This is a genomic window from Ruegeria sp. AL3, assembly GCF_056536065.1.
This window is the reverse complement of record NZ_JBQFJG010000001.1, coordinates 2,667,379-2,689,021: the sequence shown is the minus strand read 5'-3', so window position 1 is coordinate 2,689,021 and position 21,643 is coordinate 2,667,379. Positions and strand designations below refer to the sequence as shown.

The 21,643-nt window shown below is 57.1% G+C and carries 22 protein-coding genes; 13 read left to right on the top strand and 9 right to left on the bottom strand.

The features are described 5' to 3' along the window. Nucleotides 1-79 precede the first annotated feature (79 nt). The 7 genes from ACR3E6_RS13605 to ACR3E6_RS13575 all read right to left on the bottom strand — a co-directional run bounded on the left by ACR3E6_RS13605 (nt 80) and on the right by ACR3E6_RS13575 (nt 6,567). On the bottom strand, nt 80-1,393 hold the full coding sequence (locus ACR3E6_RS13605) for a branched-chain amino acid ABC transporter permease (RefSeq protein WP_171723265.1): 1,314 nt from the start codon (nt 1,391-1,393) through the stop codon (nt 80-82). Continuing rightward, nucleotides 1,390-2,400: a branched-chain amino acid ABC transporter permease gene (locus ACR3E6_RS13600; RefSeq protein ID WP_480487579.1), complete on the bottom strand. Its 1,011-nt coding sequence runs from the start codon at nt 2,398-2,400 to the stop codon at nt 1,390-1,392. The genes ACR3E6_RS13605 and ACR3E6_RS13600 overlap by 4 nt, the downstream gene beginning before the upstream one ends. A gap of 209 nt (nt 2,401-2,609) precedes the next feature. Then, nucleotides 2,610-2,939: a hypothetical protein gene (locus ACR3E6_RS13595; RefSeq protein WP_210092366.1), complete on the bottom strand. Its 330-nt coding sequence runs from the start codon at nt 2,937-2,939 to the stop codon at nt 2,610-2,612. Between the two features lie 184 nt (nt 2,940-3,123). After that, on the bottom strand, nt 3,124-3,639 hold the full coding sequence (locus ACR3E6_RS13590) for a hypothetical protein (protein WP_480487577.1): 516 nt from the start codon (nt 3,637-3,639) through the stop codon (nt 3,124-3,126). A gap of 5 nt (nt 3,640-3,644) precedes the next feature. Further along, nucleotides 3,645-4,475 (bottom strand): ABC transporter ATP-binding protein, encoded by an 831-nt coding sequence (locus ACR3E6_RS13585; protein WP_257600743.1) that lies wholly within the window; start codon nt 4,473-4,475, stop codon nt 3,645-3,647. Beyond that, nucleotides 4,472-5,260, bottom strand: coding sequence for an ABC transporter ATP-binding protein (locus ACR3E6_RS13580; protein WP_152457994.1), 789 nt, complete (start codon nt 5,258-5,260; stop codon nt 4,472-4,474). The genes ACR3E6_RS13585 and ACR3E6_RS13580 overlap by 4 nt, the downstream gene beginning before the upstream one ends. A gap of 125 nt (nt 5,261-5,385) precedes the next feature. After that, entirely contained in the window at nt 5,386-6,567 is a 1,182-nt protein-coding gene (locus ACR3E6_RS13575; protein ID WP_152457993.1) for an ABC transporter substrate-binding protein, read from the bottom strand. Nucleotides 6,568-6,720: 153 nt separating this feature from the next. Here ACR3E6_RS13575 and ACR3E6_RS13570 point away from each other — a divergent pair, with 153 nt between their 5' ends. Continuing rightward, complete coding sequence (locus tag ACR3E6_RS13570) at nt 6,721-7,818, top strand: PQQ-dependent sugar dehydrogenase (protein ID WP_480487574.1); 1,098 nt, start codon at nt 6,721-6,723, stop codon at nt 7,816-7,818. A gap of 96 nt (nt 7,819-7,914) precedes the next feature. Further along, nucleotides 7,915-8,442: a GNAT family N-acetyltransferase gene (locus ACR3E6_RS13565; RefSeq protein WP_171632451.1), complete on the top strand. Its 528-nt coding sequence runs from the start codon at nt 7,915-7,917 to the stop codon at nt 8,440-8,442. 9 nt (nt 8,443-8,451) lie between these two features. On the opposite strand, the gene ACR3E6_RS13560 is transcribed toward ACR3E6_RS13565, so the two are convergent. Continuing rightward, nucleotides 8,452-9,456 (bottom strand): GlxA family transcriptional regulator, encoded by a 1,005-nt coding sequence (locus ACR3E6_RS13560; RefSeq protein ID WP_480487572.1) that lies wholly within the window; start codon nt 9,454-9,456, stop codon nt 8,452-8,454. Nucleotides 9,457-9,625: 169 nt separating this feature from the next. On the opposite strand from ACR3E6_RS13560, the gene ACR3E6_RS13555 reads away from it, so the two are divergent. Further along, nucleotides 9,626-10,996 carry a class II 3-deoxy-7-phosphoheptulonate synthase gene (locus ACR3E6_RS13555; protein ID WP_171115908.1) on the top strand — a complete coding sequence of 457 codons (1,371 nt, stop codon included), beginning with the start codon at nt 9,626-9,628 and terminating at the stop codon, nt 10,994-10,996. 68 nt (nt 10,997-11,064) lie between these two features. On the opposite strand, the gene ACR3E6_RS13550 is transcribed toward ACR3E6_RS13555, so the two are convergent. Beyond that, a complete protein-coding gene (locus tag ACR3E6_RS13550; protein WP_480487569.1) occupies nt 11,065-11,739 on the bottom strand; it encodes a PAS domain-containing protein in 675 nt (224 codons plus the stop codon). Nucleotides 11,740-11,984: 245 nt separating this feature from the next. Here ACR3E6_RS13550 and ACR3E6_RS13545 point away from each other — a divergent pair, with 245 nt between their 5' ends. From ACR3E6_RS13545 to phoB, 10 genes are all read left to right on the top strand, one after another. Beyond that, nucleotides 11,985-12,875, top strand: a complete 891-nt coding sequence (locus ACR3E6_RS13545) for a YicC/YloC family endoribonuclease (protein ID WP_480487568.1) — start codon at nt 11,985-11,987, stop codon at nt 12,873-12,875. A 17-nt stretch (nt 12,876-12,892) separates the two neighbouring features. After that, the gene (gene gmk, locus ACR3E6_RS13540; RefSeq protein WP_152457986.1) at nt 12,893-13,534 is read left to right on the top strand and encodes a guanylate kinase; all 642 of its coding nucleotides are present in this window, start codon (nt 12,893-12,895) and stop codon (nt 13,532-13,534) included. Beyond that, nucleotides 13,531-14,055, top strand: a complete 525-nt coding sequence (locus ACR3E6_RS13535; protein ID WP_480487566.1) for a gamma carbonic anhydrase family protein — start codon at nt 13,531-13,533, stop codon at nt 14,053-14,055. Before gmk ends, ACR3E6_RS13535 begins: the two co-directional genes overlap by 4 nt. Nucleotides 14,056-14,082: 27 nt before the next feature. Continuing rightward, on the top strand, nt 14,083-15,123 hold the full coding sequence (locus ACR3E6_RS13530; protein WP_171632465.1) for a sensor histidine kinase: 1,041 nt from the start codon (nt 14,083-14,085) through the stop codon (nt 15,121-15,123). A 193-nt stretch (nt 15,124-15,316) separates the two neighbouring features. After that, nucleotides 15,317-16,357 (top strand): substrate-binding domain-containing protein, encoded by a 1,041-nt coding sequence (locus ACR3E6_RS13525; RefSeq protein ID WP_171632468.1) that lies wholly within the window; start codon nt 15,317-15,319, stop codon nt 16,355-16,357. Between the two features lie 92 nt (nt 16,358-16,449). After that, entirely contained in the window at nt 16,450-17,922 is a 1,473-nt protein-coding gene (gene pstC, locus ACR3E6_RS13520) for a phosphate ABC transporter permease subunit PstC (RefSeq protein ID WP_480487563.1), read from the top strand. Next, nucleotides 17,919-19,250, top strand: a complete 1,332-nt coding sequence (gene pstA, locus ACR3E6_RS13515) for a phosphate ABC transporter permease PstA (RefSeq protein WP_480487561.1) — start codon at nt 17,919-17,921, stop codon at nt 19,248-19,250. Before pstC ends, pstA begins: the two co-directional genes overlap by 4 nt. A gap of 12 nt (nt 19,251-19,262) precedes the next feature. Beyond that, nucleotides 19,263-20,060, top strand: coding sequence for a phosphate ABC transporter ATP-binding protein PstB (pstB, locus tag ACR3E6_RS13510; protein ID WP_152457980.1), 798 nt, complete (start codon nt 19,263-19,265; stop codon nt 20,058-20,060). Nucleotides 20,061-20,076: 16 nt separating this feature from the next. Beyond that, nucleotides 20,077-20,778, top strand: a complete 702-nt coding sequence (gene phoU / locus ACR3E6_RS13505; RefSeq protein WP_171632476.1) for a phosphate signaling complex protein PhoU — start codon at nt 20,077-20,079, stop codon at nt 20,776-20,778. A gap of 12 nt (nt 20,779-20,790) precedes the next feature. After that, nucleotides 20,791-21,480: a phosphate regulon transcriptional regulator PhoB gene (gene phoB, locus ACR3E6_RS13500; RefSeq protein WP_152457978.1), complete on the top strand. Its 690-nt coding sequence runs from the start codon at nt 20,791-20,793 to the stop codon at nt 21,478-21,480. Nucleotides 21,481-21,643 lie beyond the last annotated feature (163 nt).

Genomic DNA, 21,643 nt, shown 5'->3' with positions numbered 1-21,643 from the left:
TTTATTCAAAAAATCGTTAAGAATCAAGAAACCGCGCCGGATAAGAGGCGCGGTTTCGCATATTGAAGGTGGAAGCGATCTATTTCTCTGGGATCAGCCCTCTTGGGCTGAATCTGAGAACAATCAACAGGATCAGACCCATCGTGAACAGACGCATATGTGCGGCGCTGTCCAACAGGTGGACTTTCAATGCACTTCCGTCCGGCAAGCCGGCGGTAATGACATTCATCAGCCACAAGCCGATCGGTTCAACCTGAACCCACAGGAACCAGATGAGGAATGCGCCCAGAACGGCCCCGAAGTTGTTGCCCGAACCACCCACGATCACCATCACCCAGACCAGAAAGGTAAAGCGCAGCGGTTGATACGCGCTTGGCGTCAACTGGCCGTCCAGCGTTGTCATCATCGCACCCGCGATACCGCAAACAGCCGAACCCAGTACGAATATTTGCAGATGACGACGGGTGACATCCTTGCCCATGGCCTCAGCCGCCACTTCATTGTCACGGATTGCGCGCATCATCCGGCCCCACGGGCTTTTCAGCGCCATCTGAGCCATCCAGAGTAGAACCAGAAGCACAATCAGGAACAGCAGCGAATAACCGAGTTTGACCGAAAGGGTGGATGCGGTGACGGGGTCCAACCCCAACCATTCGGCCCGCGCCAGAAAGGCCGGGTCGTTCTGCAAATCCACTTCGTAGCCCACAACAGGGGACGGGCGTGGGATGCCGTAGACATTCTTGACGCCCCGGGCCAGCCAGTCTTCGTTTTTCATGACCGCGATAATGATTTCGGCGATACCCAATGTGGCAATCGCCAGATAATCCGAGCGAAGGCCCAGCGCCGTTTTACCGATCAGCCACGCAGCACCCGCCGCCAGCAAACCACCGGCCGGCCAGGCCAGCAGAACCGGCAGATTCAAACCGCCAATATTGCCGGCAATCGCCGGGTCGATGGCCTCGACCGCCGCAATGCTGGGATCGAACACCGCGCGATAGACAAAAAAGCCCACGACAAGAACGGCGATGATCGTCAGGGTTTGCACACGGCCTTTCGGCAGTTTCGTTGCCACCAGAACGGCGGCAACCACTGTCGCGGCACCCAGCAGCAAAGACAGAACGATGCCATAACCTCCGGCAGCCCAAGCACCGGGCGTGGGCGGCGTTGAAACCAGTACGACGGCCAGACCGCCCAGTGCGACAAAGCCCATCACGCCCACATTGAACAGACCGGCAAATCCCCATTGCAGGTTTACACCGATCGCCATAATGGCGGAAATCAGCCCCATATTCAGGATCAGGATCGCGGTGTTCCAGCTTTGCGTGAAACCGGTCAACAGGATTAGGCCGCCGACAATTGCGAAGAGCAGCGTATTTTTGACAGCGTCGGTCATACTGCTTTCCCCTTGAAAAGGCCCGTGGGCTTGAACAGAAGCACGATCAGCAGGATGACAAAGCTGACGGCGAATTTGTAATCGGTCGAGAGGAGTTGCACCAATCCTGACGGCTCAAGGTTTTCCGGCGCAAGATAGGTCAGCACCTTCTTCCAGGCGTATGTTATCGTCACTTCGGAAAACGCGATGATAAACCCGCCTGCGATGGCGCCCAGAGGATTGCCCAAACCACCCACGATGGCCGAGGCAAAGATCGGCAGCAGAAGCTGGAAATAGACGAAGGGTTTGAAGCTTTTGTCCAGCCCATAAAGTACGCCGGCAGTTGTGGCCAGCGCCGCAACGATGATCCATGTGATCATCACCACACGTTCCGGGTTGATGCCTGACAGCAGCGCCAGATCCTCGTTGTCCGAATAGGCCCGCATCGACTTGCCTGTGCGCGTCTTGTTCAGAAACCAGAACAGCAGCGCCACGGCAACAACGGCCACGATCACCGTGATACCTTGCGACGTCTTGATGGCCAGACCCTCGCGCAGACCGGTCATCGCCTTGAAATCGCGCGCCGAAACAATGAACCGAGCCCCATCCGAGAACCTTTGGTCGTCTGGCCCGATGATAAACCGGACAAGGCCGTTCATGATGAACATCACGCCCATGGAAACGATCACCAGAATAACGGGCTTCGCCTTTTGGTCACGGTAGAATTTGTAGACCAGCCTGTCGGTGATCAGCACCAGCACGATACAGCCCAGTATGGCAAAGGGCAGGGCGAGCAGGGCGGTTGGCAGCGGTCCAAAGCTGATCCCGGCGGCCTGCAACCCCCATGTGACCAGCACGGCTATCATCGCGCCAAAGGCCATTGTGTCGCCATGGGCAAAGTTCGAAAATCGGAGAATGCCGTAGATCAGGGTTACGCCAAGCGCGCCCAACGCCAGTTGACTGCCATAAGCGACCGCAGGCACAAACACAAAATTCGCAAGCGCAACAAGCGCGTTGAGTAGATCCATTATTTCTTCTCACTGTCCGGGTGCGGTCTTATGGCATGACGGTCCGCGCAGGCACAATGTTTCCTGCGCTGTTTTGCGTCATATTTTTCTGCTGGTTGTGAAAAAAAATCCACGAGAAAACCGGAAGCAGGCAAGACTATTCAATTTTGGCCTGGCTCAGTCACGCACCGGCCAATTCCGGTGAGTGACTGAGATGGTAAGAAGCGGGATCAGGCGTCCGTCTCGGTGCAGGTGCCGTGATCGGTTCCCGCGTGGGGACCCTTGACCGAGAGGTCAAAGGACATGTCGTCATAATGCACGACAAAGGTCATGACATCTTCGCCTTCAATATGGACAAACGTCATGTTACCAACGCCTTTGAACACCATCGCGTCGCCAGAAACACTTGCCGTTTCGATGTAGCCTTTGTCTCCATCCGGTGCCCGATTTAGGCGCACTTCACTGCCGTCGCGGTCCGACACACAGACAAAGTGACGTTCTTCCGCAGTTGCGGCGGTCGCGCACAAGGTGGCAATGGCCACACACATCCATTTTTTCATTTTTGGGTCCTGAACAGAGTTTTTATTCAGAAGGTTCGCTTGATTTCACGGAACTTGATTTGTTTGACCGGGAAACCGTTTCCTTCACAGCGCCCGGCGTTAAACGCACAATGTGACCGGATTGCAGCCGACGCGTGGAAATCTTGGGAAGGTTGTCGAAGTTAAAGACAGCCAGATACTGAGATCAACGTGCGTTTCCTTCTAAACTCGCGACTTCAGTCGATTGCGGAAACAAGAAGGAAGTTGGAGGGCGTAATAATTGCTTTGAGAAAGCCCACTGGTTCTGTTGCTCGCCTTGGCAAAAACCCTCAACGGCCATTACTATCAACCTTTCGCGCCCAACAAGCGTCTCGCTGAGGATTGCAGTTCCAAGGTCGTAGTCGGGCTTATCAGCGTGGACGATACCTTGGTAAATATCGAGCCTCGGGCTTCCGATGCCCACACCATAAGCAAATACTGACAATATTGGGTCATGCGATATCCGAATATGTGTCCAATCACTGGTAGGGTAATCAGAACCATTTTCCTGCCAAACAATCCTGTCATCGAGCGCCGATAGGATGACCGTTCGTTGATTCTCGAACTCGCAACGGACGATCACGCCATTTCTAGACTGCTTAGCTTGCGGTGCTAGGCTCTGAGCAAACGCGATGCTACCTAACAGACATGAACAGAAAACGGCGAGTAGGCTGGTTTTCACAGGCCTCACCCCCCCAAGAAGCTCTTCCGAACCTCCGGATCGGCCAGCAGTTCCTTGCCCGTGCCGGTATAGGCATTGCGCCCCTGAACCAGAACGTACCCCTTGTCGGCAATCTCCAGAGCCTGGCGGGCGTTCTGTTCGACCATCAGGATCGGCAGGCCGGTGCGGGACACTTCGATAATCCGGTCGAACAGTTCATCCATCACGATCGGCGAAACGCCTGCCGTGGGTTCGTCGAGCATCAGCACCTTGGGCTGGGTCATCAGCGCGCGGCCAACTGCGACCTGTTGGCGTTGTCCGCCCGACAACTCTCCGGCGGCCTGATTGCGCTTGTCGCGGAGGATCGGGAAGAGGTCATAGACCTGCTCCATCGTCTGGCTGATGTCGTCGCGACGGATGAAGGCACCCATTTCCAGGTTCTCTTCCACCGTCATCGAGGTAAAGATGTTTTGTGTCTGCGGCACGAAACCCATGCCACGCATGACCCGGTCCTGCGGGGAGAGGTTGGTGATATCCTCGCCATCCAGACGCACGGACCCTGAACGGACATCCAGCATCCCGAACACAGCTTTCATCGCCGTCGACTTGCCCGCACCGTTTGGGCCGACGATGACTGCGATTTCACCCTTGTCCACGGCGATGGTGCAATCATGCAGAATGTCCGGCCCTTTGCCGTAACCACCCGTCATGGTGTCGCCGATCAGAAACGGGCCGCCTTCGACCTTATGTGTCGCACCACTTTTGCGATGGGCCGGGGTCATGGTGCCGACACCATGCGGATTGGTGATCGAGGCGTCCTTGTTGCCCTTGTCATCCTGATAGGGGTTGTCGCTCACGCGCCTGCCTCCAGTTTGTCTTTGTTCTTCAGGCCGGTGCCCAGATAGGCTTCGATCACGTGCTCGTTCGCCTTGATCTCGTCCAAGGTACCCTCGGCCAGTACCTTGCCTTCGGCCATGCAGATGACCGGATCACAGATCTTGCCGATGAAATCCATGTCGTGCTCGATGACGACGAAGGTGTATCCACGCTCCTTGTTCAGACGCAGGATCGTGTCGGCAATGGTCATCAACAGGGTGCGGTTCACACCCGCGCCGACCTCGTCCAGAAACACGATCTTGGCGTCCACCATCATCGTGCGGCCCAGCTCCAGCAGCTTTTTCTGACCACCCGAGACCTGGCCCGCCTTGTGGTCAGCCAGATGTTCAATCGTCAGAAACTCCAGCACCTCATCGGCCTTGGCCTTCAGCGCGCGTTCTTCATCAGCGATGCGTTTGCGGCCAAACCACGTGTTCCACAGCGACTCACCTGATTGCGCACCGGGCACCATCATCAGGTTTTCGCGGCAGGTCATCGACGGGAATTCATGTGCAATCTGAAACGTGCGCAACAGACCCTTGTGGAACAGCTCATGAGGGGGCAGACCGGTGATATCCTCGCCGTCCATCACCACCTTGCCGCTGGTCGGCGGCAAAACACCTGCGATCACATTGAACAGAGTGGTTTTTCCTGCCCCGTTGGGCCCGATCAGGCCGGTGATCGACCCTTTCTGGATTTCCAGCGATGCCCCGTCCACCGCATGAAATCCGCCGAAATGCTTGTGCACGTCCTCGACGACGATCATCTTTTCCCCTTGCCGCCTGTTCGGCGCTGTTGTCTCGACCCCGTTTGCCGGGTGCGGTCTTTTTTCATTGAAACAGCCCGGACACAAGGCCCGGGCTGCTTGCATTCATAGCTTTTGGCGATCAATCAACGGAAGTTGACGGTCTTGTTTTCACCGTCGGTCACTTCGATCTCACGATAGGACCCCGCGCTTTCGCCGGGACCGATCAGCTCGACACCGGACGCACCGACATAGTCGATGTCCTGACCGTTTGCCAGCAATTCCAGACCCTTGGCCAGTTCGCCGGGATAGATCTTTTCGCCCGGAGCGTTGGCGACGTCCATGATCTTGCCGCCATAGTCGGCCGGATTGGTCGATCCGGCAGCCTGCATGGCCAGCATGAACAGAGCAGCAGCGTCATAGGATTCGGGCGAATAGGGCGACGAACCGTCGAACCCTGCGGCTTCGGCCATGGCGAAATACTTCTCGGCGCCTTCACCGCCCGAACCGGCGATCTGACCGAACGAACCGTTCAGGTCGGGGCCGACATTGGCCGGCAGCGAGTCACCGATCATGCCGCCGGGCAGGCCAAAGGTGTCAAACGCACCGCTGTCCAGCGCCGACTGGATGATGCCCAGACCGCCCTGATCCAGATAGCCCGCAACAACCAGAATGTCGCCACCGGCCGAGGCCAGAGCACCAACTTCGGCCGAATAGTCGGCCTTGCCATCCTCATGCGCTGCAACGATGGTCACTTCACCACCTGCTGCCTCGAAAGAGGTTTGGATCGCGTCCGCCAGACCCTTGCCGTAGTCGTTGTTGGTATAGGTCAGAGCGATCGAGTTGATGCCGCGATCCTTCAGGATATCCGCCATCACCTGGCCTTCGCGCGCATCTGAAGGCGCGGTCCGGAAGAACAGGCCGTTGTCTTCCATGGTCGACAGGCCCGGCGAGGTCGCCGAGGGCGAGATCATGACCATGCCATTCGGAATCGCGACATTCTGAAGGATCGCGCCGGTCACGCCCGAGCAATCGCCGCCGATGATGCCGGCAACACCGTCGGCAATCATGCGTTCGCCGTTCGAAGTGGCCAGACCGTTATCAATGCAGCCGGTGTCGGCGCGCGATGCGGTCACTTTGGATCCATCCAGCAGTTTTCCGGATTCGGTGACTTCCGCCATCGCCAATTCAGCGCCCGAACCCATTGCGGGTGCCAGCGATTCAATTGGGCCGGTGAATCCGAACAAAACACCAAGCGTGATGTCTTCGGCCAGCGCAGGTCCGGCCAGCAAAGCGGATGCTGCAGTTGCTGTAAGCAGCTTTTTCATATGGTTACTCCCTATTGTGAACGTATTCGTTCTGGCCACGAACCTAGGCAAGCTGCCCGGAAAAGAAAAGTCCTAACACAATCGTGTTTTTATCGATCGGAAATCTATCTGTTTTGTTAGGGTTTGCCTAAGATTGTCCGGAGAAGTGTCAACATGCTCAGAGCTGCCGCGATTCTGTTCTTCACTATTTACAGTGAAAGCGCCTTGGCACAGGCGTTGTCGACCTCGGTCGGGAAAATTGAACTCACCGAAATGGCAGGTGGGCTGGATACGCCCTGGGCCGTCGGCATCTTGCCTGACGGCAGTTTTCTTGTCACCGAACGCGACGGAAACCTGTTGTATGTTCAGGGCGGAGAGGCGAATGCCATATCCGGCGTTCCCAAAGTCGCAGCTTCGGGGCAGGGCGGATTGCTGGACGTTACGATCCCGCGCGATTTCAATCAAAGCCGCGAGGTCTTTCTGACCTTTTCAAAACCCCAAAAGGGTGGCGCAGGCACGGCTGTCGCGGTGGCGCGCCTGTCCGAGAACGGCACGCGCCTGACGAATCTGCGGGTCATTTTCGAGGCTTCCCCCGGCGGATCAGGCGGGCGGCATTTCGGCTCACGCGTTGTAGAAGCCAATGACAGCACTCTTTTTGTAACCATCGGAGATCGAGGGGATGCGCCACAGGCGCAGGATCGCTCGAACGCCATGGGTTCCGTGATCCGTATCAACCGCGACGGCTCGGTGCCTTCAGACAATCCTTTCATCGGGCAGGCAGATATCCGACCTGAAATTTGGACCTATGGGCACCGCAACCCACAGGGGGCCGATTTGGATACGCGCGGCCGATTTTGGGTGTCGGAACACGGTGCGCGCGGCGGTGACGAGGTGAACCTTGTCAAACCCGGCGCCAATTACGGCTGGCCGGTTATCTCTTACGGCACACATTATCTCGGAGAGAAGATCGGCGAGGGCACCAGCAAGCCCGGTATGGAACAGCCGCGCCTGTACTGGGACCCGTCGATCGCGCCGTCGGGGTTGATGGTCTATTCCGGCGACATGTTTCCAGAATGGCGGGGCGACATTTTCGTGGGCTCGCTGAAATTCGACTATATCGCGCGGCTGTCCGAAGATCCGCTGCGCGAGGTCGAGCAGATCAAGGGCCCCGAGACCGAACGGGTCCGTGACATCGTGCAGGCCCCGGATGGGGCGATCTGGTTCATTTCAGTCGGGCAGGGCGCGGTTTACAGGATGTCTGTCAAACAGTGACATACGAAGCATGCCAGCAGACTTTTCAATTCCATTTGCGCGTTTCCATCGTCGCAGTCGCTCTGTCCAACAGGTTACACGGTTAAGGGGATATTAATGAGTGATTTCGACATTGAATTGTGCACAAGTATCCCGCCAAGAACCGAGCTGAATATGATTTTGGAGCAATATTATGCTCTTATCGCTCTAAGAATGCAGGGTATGGGGTTCGAATTGGATCCTTCCGCGCCGCAAAGCGCACTGGAGGAATTCTGGGCGAACACGGATGACTACATGCCTCCGAACGGATGCCTGATCGTCGCAAGAAACCACGGTGGCAAAATCGTGGGGTGTGGAATGATGAAACGGTTTGATCAGTCTACCGGCGAGTTGAAACGTGTATTTGTAACCGAAGACGCTCGGGGCACCGGTGTGGGGCGCGCATTGATTCAAGCACGAGAACAAGCCGCCAGAGCTATGGGGCTGAAGCGGTTGATCGCAGATACACTCACCCCAAATGTGGAAATGAGATCTTTGTATCCCAAGCTCGGGTTTGTGGAACTGGACACTCCGATCGAGACAACAACCTACAAAGATCAGCCCATGCTCCGACCGTACTTGCACTATTTCGTCAAAGAGCTTTGACGCTGGACCTTAGACTGACAGTCTTCCACTTTGCGCACCGCGTTCGCGATAGGGCGTGGTGTTGTAATGCGCCCGGTAGCATTTTGAAAAATGGCTGGGCGAGGCGAAACCACAGGCCAGCGCCACGTTGATGACGCTCATATCGGTCTGCATCAGCAGGTTGCGGGCTTTGTGCAGGCGCAGTTCCATGTAATAGCGCTTGGGGGAACGGCTGAGATACCGGCGGAACAGACGCTCCAGCTGGCGGGTTGACATACCCACTTCCTTGGCAAGGATCGAGGGCGAGATCGGTTCTTCGATGTTCTTTTCCATCATCAGTATAACCTGGCTCAACTTCGGATGCCGCACACCGATTCGGGTCGGAGTTGACAAACGCTGCGTGTCCTGGTCGGTTCGAATCGAGGAATAGATCATCTGATCCGCCACCGCGTTGGCCAGATCCTCGCCATAGTCATCTGCAATCAGTTTGAGCATCAGGTCAATCGACGAGGTGCCGCCCGCAGTCGTCATGCGACTTCCATCGATCTGAAAGACGGCTTTGGTCAGTTTGACCTCGTCAAACTCTTCGATGAAACTGTCAGAGTTCTCCCAATGGATCGTTGCCTTCTTGTTGTCCATCAACCCGGCCTTTGCCAGAGTATAGGCCGCAGTGCAGAGGCCACCGATCCGCAATCCCCTTCGCGCTTCACGCCGCAGCCAGTTCAGCACGCGCTTGGTGGTGGCCGCCTGAACGTCCACGCCACCGCAAATCAGAACAACGTCATCTCGCTGCAACTCCACCAGATCACTGTCAAGACTGAACTCGGTCCCGGCCGAGCAGGTTACCGTTTCTCCGCCTTCTCCTATCAGCTTCCAGGTGTAAAGCTGTCTGTTCGCCATGCGGTTGGCGATGCGCAGACTGTCAAGCGCCGAAGCAAAAGACAGAAGCGAGAAGTTGTCCAAAAGGACAAACACGAAATTCCGGGGTGGGGCCGCAGTGTCTTCCACCGTGACAACTTGGCGTTGCTCTTGCATGGCGAGATGTCCTTGCTTCGCTGCTGGACGTGTGATTATCCAGCCGCAGATTTGACAGCCACCATGATCAAAGCTTGTTTGCGTCGTCAAGAGGCGCAAATGGGATATGGTCACTCTTCATTGCATTTTGTATAGAGACCACCTGAAAACTTCAGCGGAGATCAAAGCTATGACCGAATGGCAAAAATCGAACTGGCGCAACAAGCCCCGGGTTCAGATGCCAGATTATACCGACGCGGCCGCGCTGGCCAAGGTCGAGGCTCAGCTTTCAAAGTATCCCCCGCTGGTCTTTGCAGGCGAGGCGCGGCGTCTCAAACAGCATCTGGGTGCCGCCGGGCGCGGCGAGGCCTTCCTTCTGCAAGGCGGGGATTGCGCTGAAAGCTTTGAACAATTCAGCGCTGATGCGATCCGTGACACCTTCAAGGTGATGCTGCAAATGGCGATGGTTTTGACTTATGGCGCCAAGGTGCCAGTGGTCAAAGTCGGTCGTATGGCCGGGCAATTTGCCAAACCACGCAGTGCCCCGACCGAAGTCGTGAATGGTGTGGAACTGCCAAGCTACCGCGGCGACATCATCAACGAATTGGCCTTCACGCCCGAAGCCCGGATTCCGAATCCCAACAAGATGTTGCAGGCCTACACGCAGGCGGCGGCGACGCTGAACCTGCTGCGGGCGTTCTCAACCGGCGGCTTCGCGGATATGAGCCGCGTGCATGCCTGGACTTTGGGTTTCGCGGATGAACAGGACGTTCAGAAATATTCCGAGGTTGCCGATCGTATTCAGGACACCATCGACTTCATGGAAGCCGCTGGAATCACTGCGGAAACAACCCATGAATTCTCGACCGTCGAATTCTACACCAGCCACGAAGGGCTGTTGCTGGAATACGAAGAGGCACTGACGCGACTGGATTCCACCTCGGGCAACTGGCTGGCTGGCTCCGGTCACATGATCTGGATCGGCGACCGCACCCGTCAGCCCGACGGCGCGCATGTCGAGTTCTGCCGCGGGGTACTGAACCCGATCGGTCTGAAATGCGGCCCGACCACTACGGCCGAGGACCTCAAGGTTCTGATGTCAAAGCTGAACCCGGACAACGAAGAGGGGCGGCTGACCCTGATCGCGCGCTTCGGCGCGGGCAAGGCGGGCGAGCATCTGCCGCGTCTGATCAAGGCGGTCAAGGAAGAGGGTGCCAAGGTCACCTGGGTTTGCGACCCGATGCACGGTAACACGATCAAATCGGCCACGGGCTATAAAACCCGCCCGTTTGATTCTGTTCTGCGCGAGGTGCGTGACTTTTTCGGAGTGCATCAGGCCGAGGGAACCATCCCCGGCGGTGTGCATTTCGAAATGACCGGGCTGGATGTGACCGAATGCACCGGCGGTGTACGTGCCGTGACCGAAGAAGACCTGTCGGATCGCTACCACACCGCCTGCGATCCGCGCTTGAACGCATCGCAGTCGCTGGAACTTGCGTTCCTGGTGGCGGAAGAGCTGACCAACCTGCGTCGCAACGGCTCGAAACGCGCGGTAAGCTGAGCGCCTCTGAAACACTGACAACAGCGGGCCATCGGCCCGCTGTTTCTGATCACGGCAATTGGCGGGTCTCAATCGTCGCGAGACACCACCAGATGTAGATGGCCGGCAGAGCGTTTGAATTCGCGTTGTTCCTCAGCAAAACCTTCCACAGGGCGGCGCAGTGTGGGCGCGGGTACCTGAATTTCAGAAACCGGTTTGATCCGCGTATCGGTCAGTGAAAACCGGCGCGGTGTCTTGCCGATTGCGCCATCGGCGATCATGACCCCCAAAATACGGCTGACATCCCCAAGGTCACTTTTCAGCGGCAGAAGGATCATCCGGGCCTGCATCCGGGTACGTCCCAACACCCCGTCCGAGTTCAGACTCAATTCGGCAACAGCAGGGGACGCAAATACCTGTTCCAGTACATCCTTGGTCTGTGCGCGGGCATCGGGTTGAAAGAACGCGGTCAACGGCATTCCCCGCACTTCCATACCTGCAAGCGCGTTCAGATGGCTGCCTGCAAGACGAAAACGGGCCAGGCCGGGTGCGATGCGTTCCAGGATGAACGTATATTCAAGAACATTCTCAAGACCGCGCGGGTCGATTTGAGACCGCATCGGCACGCTGTCGCCGCTCAACAATGCGGTCCAATACGCCTCGGCCTGGCGGATCGGCGATAGGCTGCGCCCACTGTCAAAGCGATCCATTGCGACGATCTTTCCAAATTCTGACCCGGAACCTATCCCGGAAAAGGTTTTCATTTTCATCACCCTACCGTCAATTGGCCGCCATTTTCATAAAATGCAACACAATGGAAGCATCAACGGCCCGCAAACCACTGCTAAGGGCAGTTTGACTCGGGTTAATTCAATTTTGGAGCAATTCTTTAACGAATGGTTAACTTGCGCCAAACAAATGCGTCTTCAGCAAACTCTTGCTCTGCACCAGTCAATAGCATTAGGTGCGGCACATGCTTGAAACAGCAGGGGAACAGGAAAGGGCCATCATGATCAGATCCATGACCGGGTTTGCCTCGGGGAAGGGAACTTTCGGCCCGCACAGCTGGTCGTGGGAACTTCGCAGCGTAAACGGTAAGGGGCTGGACATGCGTCTGCGCGTGCCCGATTGGTTGACCGGTCTCGAAGTCGCGTTGCGGGCGTCCCTGTCCAAATCCCTGAGCCGGGGAAACGTGACCCTGTCGATGCGCTTGAACCGCGAGGATTCTGCCCCGGAACTGGCCTTGAGCGAAACCGCGATGGCTGCGGCCCTGACCGCTCTTGAGCGAACGGAAGCGCTGGCAGCTGCGCGCGGCATCACGCTTGCGCCGTCGCGTGCGTCAGATCTTTTGGCGCTCAAGGGGATGATGGACGCAGGAACCGAGGCCGACGATCCGGCTCCGCTTGTTGCTCATCTGACGTCCGAATTCAAAGATCTTCTGGCGGCGTTCATAGATATGCGCAAAACCGAAGGGGCAGCTTTGGCCGCAATCTTGAACACGCAACTGGATCAGGTCGCGGAACTGACGGCGCAGGCCGCAGAGATTGCCGAGCAACGCAAAGACAAGATGATCGAGGGGCTGCGCGAGAATCTCGCGCGGGTGCTGGAGAATGCGCAGGGCGCCGATCCCGATCGTGTCGCGCAAGAGCTGGCGATGATCGCGGTCAAGGCGGATATCACCGAAGAAATCGATCGCCTGACCGCGCATGTAGGGGCCGCTCGTGAGTTGTTGGCACAGGAAGGGGCCGTGGGCCGCAAGCTGGATTTCCTGATGCAAGAGTTCAATCGCGAAGCCAACACGCTGTGTTCCAAGGCGCAAAGCTCGGACCTGACATCGGTCGGGCTGGAACTGAAAGCGGTGATCGATCAGATGCGCGAGCAAGTGCAGAATGTGGAATAAGAATGGGAACGACTGACATGGCGGACCGCCGAGGCCTACTAATCATCCTGTCTTCTCCGTCCGGAGCGGGCAAATCGACCCTGGCCAGACGGCTGATGGCCTGGGATACGGATCTGGAATTCTCCATCTCGGCGACGACCCGTGCCCCGCGCCCCGGGGAAGAGCATGGGCGCGAGTATTTCTTCCTGTCCGAGGACGAGTTCAAACAGCAGGTCGCTGATGGGCAGATGCTGGAACACGCCCATGTATTCGGAAACTTCTATGGTTCGCCTGCCGAGCCGGTCAAAAATTCGATCAATGCCGGTAAGGACGTATTGTTCGACGTCGATTGGCAGGGCGAAGTGCAGATCCGGAATTCGGATCTGGGCAAACACGCGTTATCGATTTTCATTCTGCCGCCGTCCATCCCCGAGCTGCGCCGCCGGCTGGAAACGCGCGGGCAGGACAGTGATGACGTCATCGCCCGTCGGATGCTCAAAAGCTGGGATGAAATCAGTCACTGGGGCTATTACGACTACGTCCTGATCAACGATGACCTCGAGGCAACCGAAGAAAAGCTGAAAACCATCGTCAGCGCGGAACGGATGCGCCGCATTCAGCAACCCAGGTTGCAACAGCACGTCCGCAAGTTGCAGAGAGAATTCGAGGGACTGTCATGACAGTTTACGCTTTGGGCGAGCACGCTCCGCACATTCACGACGACACCTGGGTCGCGCCGGATGCCATTCTGATTGGGAAGGTTGTGCTGGAGCAGGGAGCCTCGGTCTGGTTCGGCTGCACGATTCGCGCGGATCACGAAGAAATCCGGATCGGCGAGGGCAGCAACGTTCAGGAAAACTGCGTGATGCATATCGACGCCGGTTTTCCCCTGATGATTGGTCGAAACTGCACCATCGGCCACAAGGTGATGCTGCATGGCTGCACCATAGGCGAAAACACGTTGGTCGGAATGGGCGCAATCGTCCTGAACGGGGCAAAGATCGGCCGGAACTGTCTGATCGGAGCAGGGGCCCTGATCACCGAGGGCAAGGAAATCCCCGACAATTCGCTTGTCATGGGATCGCCGGGCAAGGTCGTACGCCAGCTTGATGAGGCTGCGGCGCAAAGGATCACGTTCAGTGCGCTGCACTATCAGGAGAACATGCGCAAATTCCGCGATACCCTGAAACCTGCGCTTTGACGCGAAGGAATGAGTGGGTTTTGACGCATGACCGAAGACGTTCTTAAGGACATTGTTCTTGCGATCCCGCTGCCGGCGCTAATGGTGGATCAGACCGAACGGATCATTGCCGCGAACACAGATGCAACGTCCCTTCTGGGCCAGAACATTGTTGGACGTCATTTTGCGACCATATTGCGACAGCCACAGGTTCTGGACGCGATCGAGCAAAGCCTTACAAGCAGAAGCGCAAAGAAAGCACGTCATCTGTCCAATGACGGTGCGCAGGACACAACATACGCAGTTGAATGCAGATACATGAACGGGGTCGCTTCGGAAGGGGCCGTTATGGTCACGTTTCAGGATACCACCCATCTGGAACACGCCAGCCAGATGCGGCGGGATTTCGTGGCCAATGTCAGCCATGAATTGCGCACACCGTTGACTGCCTTGATGGGGTTTATCGAAACCTTGCGCGGTCCGGCCCGGGATGACCCCGCCGCGCGTGACCGGTTCCTCAAGATCATGGCCGATGAGGCCAACCGGATGAACCGTCTGGTCGGGGATCTGTTGTCGTTGAACCGGGTCGAAAGCGAAGAACGTGTTCGACCGAGGCAACAGCTGGAACTTACCGGTCTTCTTCAATCCACGATAAACTCGCTGCGGCCCCTTGCCGAAGACGCCGGTGTGGTTTTGTCGCTGGACGTGAAAAACGGCCCGCTTTCAGCCACCGGTGACGGCGACCAGTTGCGACAGGTTTTCACCAATCTTATCGAGAACGGGATCAAGTATGGTGCCAGTGGCGGTAGTGTTACGGTACGTGTCCTGCCGGTGGACAGGGATCCGGCGATGCGCGGCCCGGCGGTCCGAATCCAGTTCATAGACAAAGGCCCCGGCATAGATGCCGTTCACCTGCCGCGCCTGACAGAGCGATTCTATCGCGCCGACAGCCACAGGTCGCGGCAGCTGGGCGGAACCGGGCTTGGCCTTGCGATCGTGAAGCATATCGTCAATCGCCATCGTGGAAGACTTCGTGTTGAAAGCGAATTGGGAAAAGGCTCTGTTTTTACGGTTATTTTGCCCCGTTGAAACAGCTTGGAATGCAAGTCTGCTTTTGATCTGACCCCGTGGGGCATTGGCGTTTCATTGGAAAAAACGCAAAAAAACCCCTGCTGTCATAAAACCGTTACGCATGTGTCACAAAAGGCTTACGCACGCGCCATAGGGGTCCCCGCAGGATCATCATGGTGGTGATCAAGCACATCTTTTCAGGGAGACTGAAATGTCCTTTGTAAAACTGTCGGCATCTGCGCTGGCTATCGCTGCCGTCTCGGCGACCACTGCTGCGGCGCGTGACAATGTTCAGATCGCCGGTTCGTCGACCGTTCTGCCTTATGCCTCGATCGTAGCCGAACTGTTCGGTGAAAACACAGACTTTCCAACTCCGGTTGTTGAATCCGGCGGTTCGTCGGCTGGTCTGAAGCGGTTCTGCGAAGGCGTTGGCGAAAACACCATCGACGTTGCAAACGCATCCCGCGCGATCCGTGAAAAAGAGATCAAAGCCTGTGCCGAAAACGGTGTGACCGACATCATGGAAGTCCGCATCGGTTATGACGGCATCGTATTCGCAAGCCAGCAGACCGGGCCTGCCTTTACCGCGTTCGAACCGTCCGACATTTTCAACGCTCTGGGTGCAAAAGTTCTGAAAGACGGCCAGATCGTTGACAACCCGTACAACACCTGGGCCGAGTTCAACCCGGAACTGCCCGATGTTGAAATCGCAGGCTTCATCCCGGGCACCAAGCACGGCACCCGCGAAGTATTCGAAGAAAAAGTTCTGCTGATCGGCTGTGAAGAAACCGGCGCCATGGAAGCCATGATCGCGGGCGGTATGAGCGAGGACGACGCTGAAGACGCCTGTCTTGCGGTTCGCACCGACGGCAAATCGGTCGATATCGACGGTGACTACACCGAAACCCTGGCGCGTATCGACACCAACCCCAACGGTATCGGCGTGTTTGGTCTGGCGTTCTACGAGAACAACACCGACAAGTTGAAGGTTGCCACCATGTCGGGTGTCGCACCGTCGACCGAAACCATCTCGACCGGCGAATATCCGGTTTCTCGCCCGCTGTTCTTCTACGTGAAGAAAGCTCATATCGGCGTGATCCCGGGCCTGAAGGAATACGCGCAGTTCTTCACCCATGACGAAATCGCCGGTCCGTCGGGCCCGCTTGCCAACTATGGCCTGGTCGCCGATCCCGAACTGGCAAAAACTCAGGACGCGATCTCCAACGAAGTCACCATGGGTTCGGGCAGCTGAGCCTGACGTCAGTTTAACGCAAATAGGGGCGACGGATCAGTCGCCCCTTCACTGTCTTTTTACTACACGCAATCGAAGGCAATGGGGGTGTTATGCCGATACTTTGGCTCTTTCTGATCGTTTCGGCGATCGCGGCTGTCGGCTATCTGTTGGGACGCAAACGCGCGCTGCAAAACGCTGGTGGTGACAGTCGGAATCTGCATTCCCTGCCATCATTTTACGGTGCAAACGTTGCGCTGAAGACGCTTGTGCCGGCCTTCGGCCTCTTGATCGTGTGGCTGTTGGCGCAGCCTTTCTTTCTCAATACGCAGGTGTCGGGCATGATATCCGACTCCGTGATAAAGGAAGGTTCCTCTCGCAGCCTGGTGATGGCCGAAGTACGCCGCACCGCCGCCGGGCTGGACAATGCGGTTGCGCAAGGAAACCTGACCGAGAACGCCGCCAGTGATGCCGATGCGAATGTCGCCGATATCACCCAACTTTTGAAGGACGCGGGGCAGGTGGTGACCTCGGACATCACTCAACCGGTATTGCGCGCTGCGCAGAGCTATCGCGCCATGAGCTCGACCGGGTATGCGATCATGTCCATTGCCGTTGTCGCGGTTGCCTTGATCGGTGCCGTAGCGGGCTGGTTGCAAACCAACGCCGAATACCGTGCGCGCAACGTTGTGGAACAGGGGGTTCGTGTCCTGCTTATGGCGGCCGCGTCGGTTGCCATTCTAACAACGGTGGGCATTGTCCTGTCTCTTGTGTTCAACACCTGGGAGTTCTTCAAACTATACCCGGCGTCAGATTTCTTTTTCGGCATGACCTGGGCACCCAGCTTTTCGGGCCGCGGCGGGTTGTCCGAACTTGGTATCTTGCCGCTGCTGTGGGGGACGCTCTACATCTCTGTCGTGGCGTTGCTGGTTGCAGTGCCGATCGGGTTGTTTGCCGCGATCTATCTCAGCGAATACGCTTCGCCCCGCTTGCGCTCTGTCGCCAAGCCGCTGCTTGAGGTGCTGGCCGGGATTCCGACCATCGTTTACGGTCTCTTCGCTTTGTTGACCGTTGGTCCGCTGCTGTTGGATGTTTTTGGTGAAAATGGCCTGGGCTGGATGAAAGCCGGCACCGCCGTCATGACTGCGGGTCTGGTGATGGGGATCATGTTGATCCCGTTTGTCTCATCGCTGTCTGACGACATCATCAACGCCGTGCCGCAGGCAATGCGCGATGGTTCCTACGGTCTTGGCGCCACGCAATCGGAAACCATCCGTCAGGTCGTTCTGCCCGCCGCGTTGCCCGGTATCGTCGGCGCGATCCTTCTGGCGGCATCGCGCGCCATCGGCGAGACCATGATCGTGGTTCTCGGGGCAGGGGCCGCGGCCCGCCTCAGCCTGAACCCGTTCGAAGCCATGACAACCGTGACAGCTAAGATCGTCAGCCAGTTGACGGGGGACGCCGACTTTGCCTCGCCCGAGGCGCTGGTCGCCTTCGCACTTGGCATGACCCTTTTCATTCTAACCTTGGGGCTCAACGTGTGTGCCCTGTATATCGTGCGCAAGTATCGGGAGCAGTACGAATGACCGACACCAGTATGCAAAGCCCCCAATCCGGTCGCCATATGATCTCGCTTACGGCTCCGGATGAACGTACGACGAAACGTGCCAAAGCCGAGAAACGGTTCCGCGCTTATGGCATCGCCGCAATCGCAACCGGTCTGTTCTTTCTGGTTGTTCTGTTCGCTTCGATCCTGTCGCAGGGGATTCCGGCCTTCCAACGCACGGTCGTCAGCATTGAATTCACACTGACCGAACCGCAGCGGGACGAGGCCGAAGGGGCCCTGTTCAAGACAAAAGTCTATTCCGACTTGTTCGTCGCCCAGTTGAACAGTGAACTTGCTGAACGCGGAATCAGCGTTGATTTTGATGAGGCCGCGATCGAGCGTCTTTTGGGTAAAGTCGGCGGAACGATCCGGACCTTCTATACAGAAAACCCTGACAAGCTGGGCCAGCCGGTTCAATTCGATCTGGCAGCATCCAGCCGGGTGGACGGATACTTCAAAGGCCGCGTATCCCGCGACACGATACAAGACAGCCGGTTTCTGCAAAAAAGCGATCTGGATCTGGTCGATGCGCTGGAACAGGCCGACATCATCAAGCAGGCATTCAACTGGCCCTTCATCACCGGAGCGGACGCAGGCGTGGACAACCCCGGCGGCGCAGGCATCGGTGTCTCGGTTGTGGGATCATTCTTCATGATGCTGGTCGTTCTGTGTCTGTCTCTGCCGATTGGCGTTGCAGCTTCGATCTACCTCGAAGAATTTGCGCCGCAGAACAAGCTGACCGACCTGATCGAAGTGAACATTTCGAACCTGGCCGCGGTTCCGTCCATCGTCTTCGGTATTCTGGGCCTGGCCGTTTTCATTCAGTTCATGCACCTGCCGCAATCGGCACCGCTGGTCGGCGGTCTGGTTCTGACCCTGATGACGCTTCCGACGATCATCATCTCGACCCGCGCGTCTTTGAAGGCCGTGCCTCCGTCGATCCGCGACGCGGCGCTTGGGGTAGGGGCGTCAAAAATGCAGGCGGTGTTTCACCACGTGCTGCCGCTGGCTGCGCCGGGCATTCTGACGGGTACCATCATCGGTCTGGCGCAAGCCTTGGGAGAAACCGCACCTCTTTTGCTGATCGGCATGGTTGGATTTGTCGCGCGCGGTTATCCTGACGGCTTTCTGGCAGGCTTTACCGAGCCGAATTCAGCCATGCCCGCCCAGATCTATACATGGGCCGCACGTGCTGACGTTGGCTTTTACGAGAAGGCGTGGGGTGGGATCATCATACTTTTGATGTTCCTGCTGACCATGAATATCATCGCAATCATCTTGCGCCGCCGCTTCGAACGCCGCTGGTAAATGGGGGCTGGAATGAACGACATGACACGAGTGGAGAGAACCGTGGACTCCAAAGACATCAAGATCAACGCCAAGAACGTACAGGTTTTCTACGGTGAAACCCACGCCATCAAGGACGTGAGCGTTGAGATCGAAGACAAGACCGTCACGGCCTTCATAGGGCCATCTGGTTGTGGCAAGTCCACCTTCCTGCGCTGCCTGAACCGGATGAACGATACCATCGATATCTGCCGCGTCGAGGGCGACATCCTGCTGGATGGTGAAGACATCTATGACAAGCGTGTCGATCCGGTCCAGTTGCGCGCCAAGGTCGGGATGGTGTTCCAAAAACCCAACCCGTTCCCGAAATCGATCTACGACAACGTGGCCTATGGCCCGCGCATTCACGGCATGGCCCGCAACAAGGCGGAACTGGATGAAATCGTAGAAAAATCCTTGCGCCGCGGCGCGATCTGGGATGAGGTCAAGGATCGTCTGGATGCACCTGGAACCGGCCTGTCCGGCGGCCAGCAGCAGCGTTTGTGCATCGCCCGGGCCGTCGCCACCGAACCCGAAGTTCTGTTGATGGACGAGCCGTGTTCGGCCCTTGATCCGATTGCGACCGCACAGGTCGAAGAGTTGATCGACGAACTGAGGTCGCGGTTTTCCGTTGTGATCGTCACCCACTCGATGCAGCAGGCGGCACGGGTCAGTCAGAAAACGGCCTTTTTCCACTTGGGCAACCTGGTTGAATTCGGTGAAACCGGCCAGATCTTTACCAATCCGATAGATCCGCGCACGGAAAGCTACATTACCGGCCGCATCGGCTAAGCACAGGTATCTGACAATGAGCGAACAACATATTGCAACTGCTTTTGATCGCGACCTCGAGGCGATCCAAGCGCATATCATGAAGATGGGCGGGCTGGTCGAGGCCGCCATCATAGGCGCGGCCCGCTCGCTGGAAACCCGCGATGAAGAGTTGGCGCAAGAGGTGCGAAAAGGCGACAAAGCCATCGACGCGCTTGAAGAACTGATCAACGAAGAAACGGCCAGGTTGATTGCGCTGCGTGCACCCACCGCCGGTGACTTGCGGCTGATCCTGTCGGTTCTGAAGGTATCCGGCAACCTTGAGCGTATTGGCGACTATGCCAAGAATATCGCCAAACGAACCACGGTTCTGGTCAATGCCAGCGAGATCAACGGAAGCGCTGCGGCCCTGCGCCGTATGGCACGCGAGGTCGAACGGATGCTGCGTGATGCACTGGATGCCTATATCCAGCGCGATGCGGAACTGGCCACAGACGTCATCAACCGTGATGAAGAGGTTGACCAGATGTATAACGGGCTGTTCCGGGAGTTTCTGACGTTCATGGCCGAAGACCCACGCAATATCTCGGCCTGCATGCACCTGCATTTTATTGCCAAGAACATCGAACGCATGGGCGATCACGTAACCTCGATCGCCGAACAGGTCGTGTATCTGGTCACCGGCGACCGCCCGGCCGAAGCCCGGCCCAAGGCTGACAACACGTCGCAAACCGTGTAGGAGACGAGTGAGATGTCCGCAGATCAACCTACCGTTCTGGTTGTAGAGGATGAAATGGCCCAGCGTGAAGTCTTGGCCTACAACCTTGAAGCTGAAGGGTTTCGGGTTTCAAAGGCTGGCAACGGCGAAGAAGCCATGCTGTTGGTAGACGAAGACTGTCCGGACATCATTGTTCTGGACTGGATGATGCCCAATCTGAGCGGTATCGAGGTCTGCCGACGCCTGAAAAGCCGCCCGGACACGCGTTCAATCCCGATTATCATGTTGTCGGCCCGGACCGAGGAAGTCGACAAAGTTCGCGGTCTTGAAACCGGCGCGGATGATTACGTGGTCAAGCCATATTCCGTGGTCGAGCTGATGGCGCGCGTTCGCACGCAATTGCGCCGCGTCCGTCCTTCGACCGTTGGTTTGCGCCTGGAATTCGATGACATCATTCTTGACTCCGAGACGCACAAGGTTAGCCGGGACAACAAACCCCTAAAACTTGGGCCGACCGAGTTCCGGCTTCTCAGCACATTCATGGAAAAGCCGGGCAGGGTCTGGAGCCGCGAGCAATTGCTGGACCGGGTTTGGGGTCGCGACATCTATGTCGATACGCGAACCGTTGATGTGCATATCGGGCGATTGCGCAAAGCTCTGACGCAATATGGCGGGACCGACCCAGTACGAACCGTCCGCGGCGCTGGATACGCCTTGGGGTAACCACATCCTGTGCGCATGACGCCAAAATCGTTTGAATTTTGTCAGGAGCCGTATTTGTGGGTCGCGCGCACCGTGGCGGCATTAGATATCGCATAATCGGTATTATGGTAATTAGTAGTTCCTTGTAACTTGGCCGCAAAGTGAACACTCTGCCCAGAACACG

What these genes read in the sequence shown, in the direction of transcription:
- ACR3E6_RS13605 (WP_171723265.1), bottom strand. Translation starts at nt 1,393, where the DNA reads ATGACCGACGCTGTCAAAAATACGCTGCTCTTCGCAATTGTCGGCGGC.
- ACR3E6_RS13600 (WP_480487579.1), bottom strand. Translation starts at nt 2,400, where the DNA reads ATGGATCTACTCAACGCGCTTGTTGCGCTTGCGAATTTTGTGTTTGTG.
- ACR3E6_RS13595 (WP_210092366.1), bottom strand. Translation starts at nt 2,939, where the DNA reads ATGAAAAAATGGATGTGTGTGGCCATTGCCACCTTGTGCGCGACCGCC.
- ACR3E6_RS13580 (WP_152457994.1), bottom strand. Translation starts at nt 5,260, where the DNA reads ATGATCGTCGTCGAGGACGTGCACAAGCATTTCGGCGGATTTCATGCG.
- ACR3E6_RS13575 (WP_152457993.1), bottom strand. Translation starts at nt 6,567, where the DNA reads ATGAAAAAGCTGCTTACAGCAACTGCAGCATCCGCTTTGCTGGCCGGA.
- ACR3E6_RS13570 (WP_480487574.1), top strand. Translation starts at nt 6,721, where the DNA reads ATGCTCAGAGCTGCCGCGATTCTGTTCTTCACTATTTACAGTGAAAGC.
- ACR3E6_RS13565 (WP_171632451.1), top strand. Translation starts at nt 7,915, where the DNA reads ATGAGTGATTTCGACATTGAATTGTGCACAAGTATCCCGCCAAGAACC.
- ACR3E6_RS13560 (WP_480487572.1), bottom strand. Translation starts at nt 9,456, where the DNA reads ATGCAAGAGCAACGCCAAGTTGTCACGGTGGAAGACACTGCGGCCCCA.
- ACR3E6_RS13555 (WP_171115908.1), top strand. Translation starts at nt 9,626, where the DNA reads ATGACCGAATGGCAAAAATCGAACTGGCGCAACAAGCCCCGGGTTCAG.
- ACR3E6_RS13550 (WP_480487569.1), bottom strand. Translation starts at nt 11,739, where the DNA reads ATGAAAACCTTTTCCGGGATAGGTTCCGGGTCAGAATTTGGAAAGATC.
- ACR3E6_RS13545 (WP_480487568.1), top strand. Translation starts at nt 11,985, where the DNA reads ATGATCAGATCCATGACCGGGTTTGCCTCGGGGAAGGGAACTTTCGGC.
- gmk (WP_152457986.1), top strand. Translation starts at nt 12,893, where the DNA reads ATGGCGGACCGCCGAGGCCTACTAATCATCCTGTCTTCTCCGTCCGGA.
- ACR3E6_RS13535 (WP_480487566.1), top strand. Translation starts at nt 13,531, where the DNA reads ATGACAGTTTACGCTTTGGGCGAGCACGCTCCGCACATTCACGACGAC.
- ACR3E6_RS13530 (WP_171632465.1), top strand. Translation starts at nt 14,083, where the DNA reads ATGACCGAAGACGTTCTTAAGGACATTGTTCTTGCGATCCCGCTGCCG.
- ACR3E6_RS13525 (WP_171632468.1), top strand. Translation starts at nt 15,317, where the DNA reads ATGTCCTTTGTAAAACTGTCGGCATCTGCGCTGGCTATCGCTGCCGTC.
- pstC (WP_480487563.1), top strand. Translation starts at nt 16,450, where the DNA reads ATGCCGATACTTTGGCTCTTTCTGATCGTTTCGGCGATCGCGGCTGTC.
- pstA (WP_480487561.1), top strand. Translation starts at nt 17,919, where the DNA reads ATGACCGACACCAGTATGCAAAGCCCCCAATCCGGTCGCCATATGATC.
- pstB (WP_152457980.1), top strand. Translation starts at nt 19,263, where the DNA reads ATGAACGACATGACACGAGTGGAGAGAACCGTGGACTCCAAAGACATC.
- phoU (WP_171632476.1), top strand. Translation starts at nt 20,077, where the DNA reads ATGAGCGAACAACATATTGCAACTGCTTTTGATCGCGACCTCGAGGCG.
- phoB (WP_152457978.1), top strand. Translation starts at nt 20,791, where the DNA reads ATGTCCGCAGATCAACCTACCGTTCTGGTTGTAGAGGATGAAATGGCC.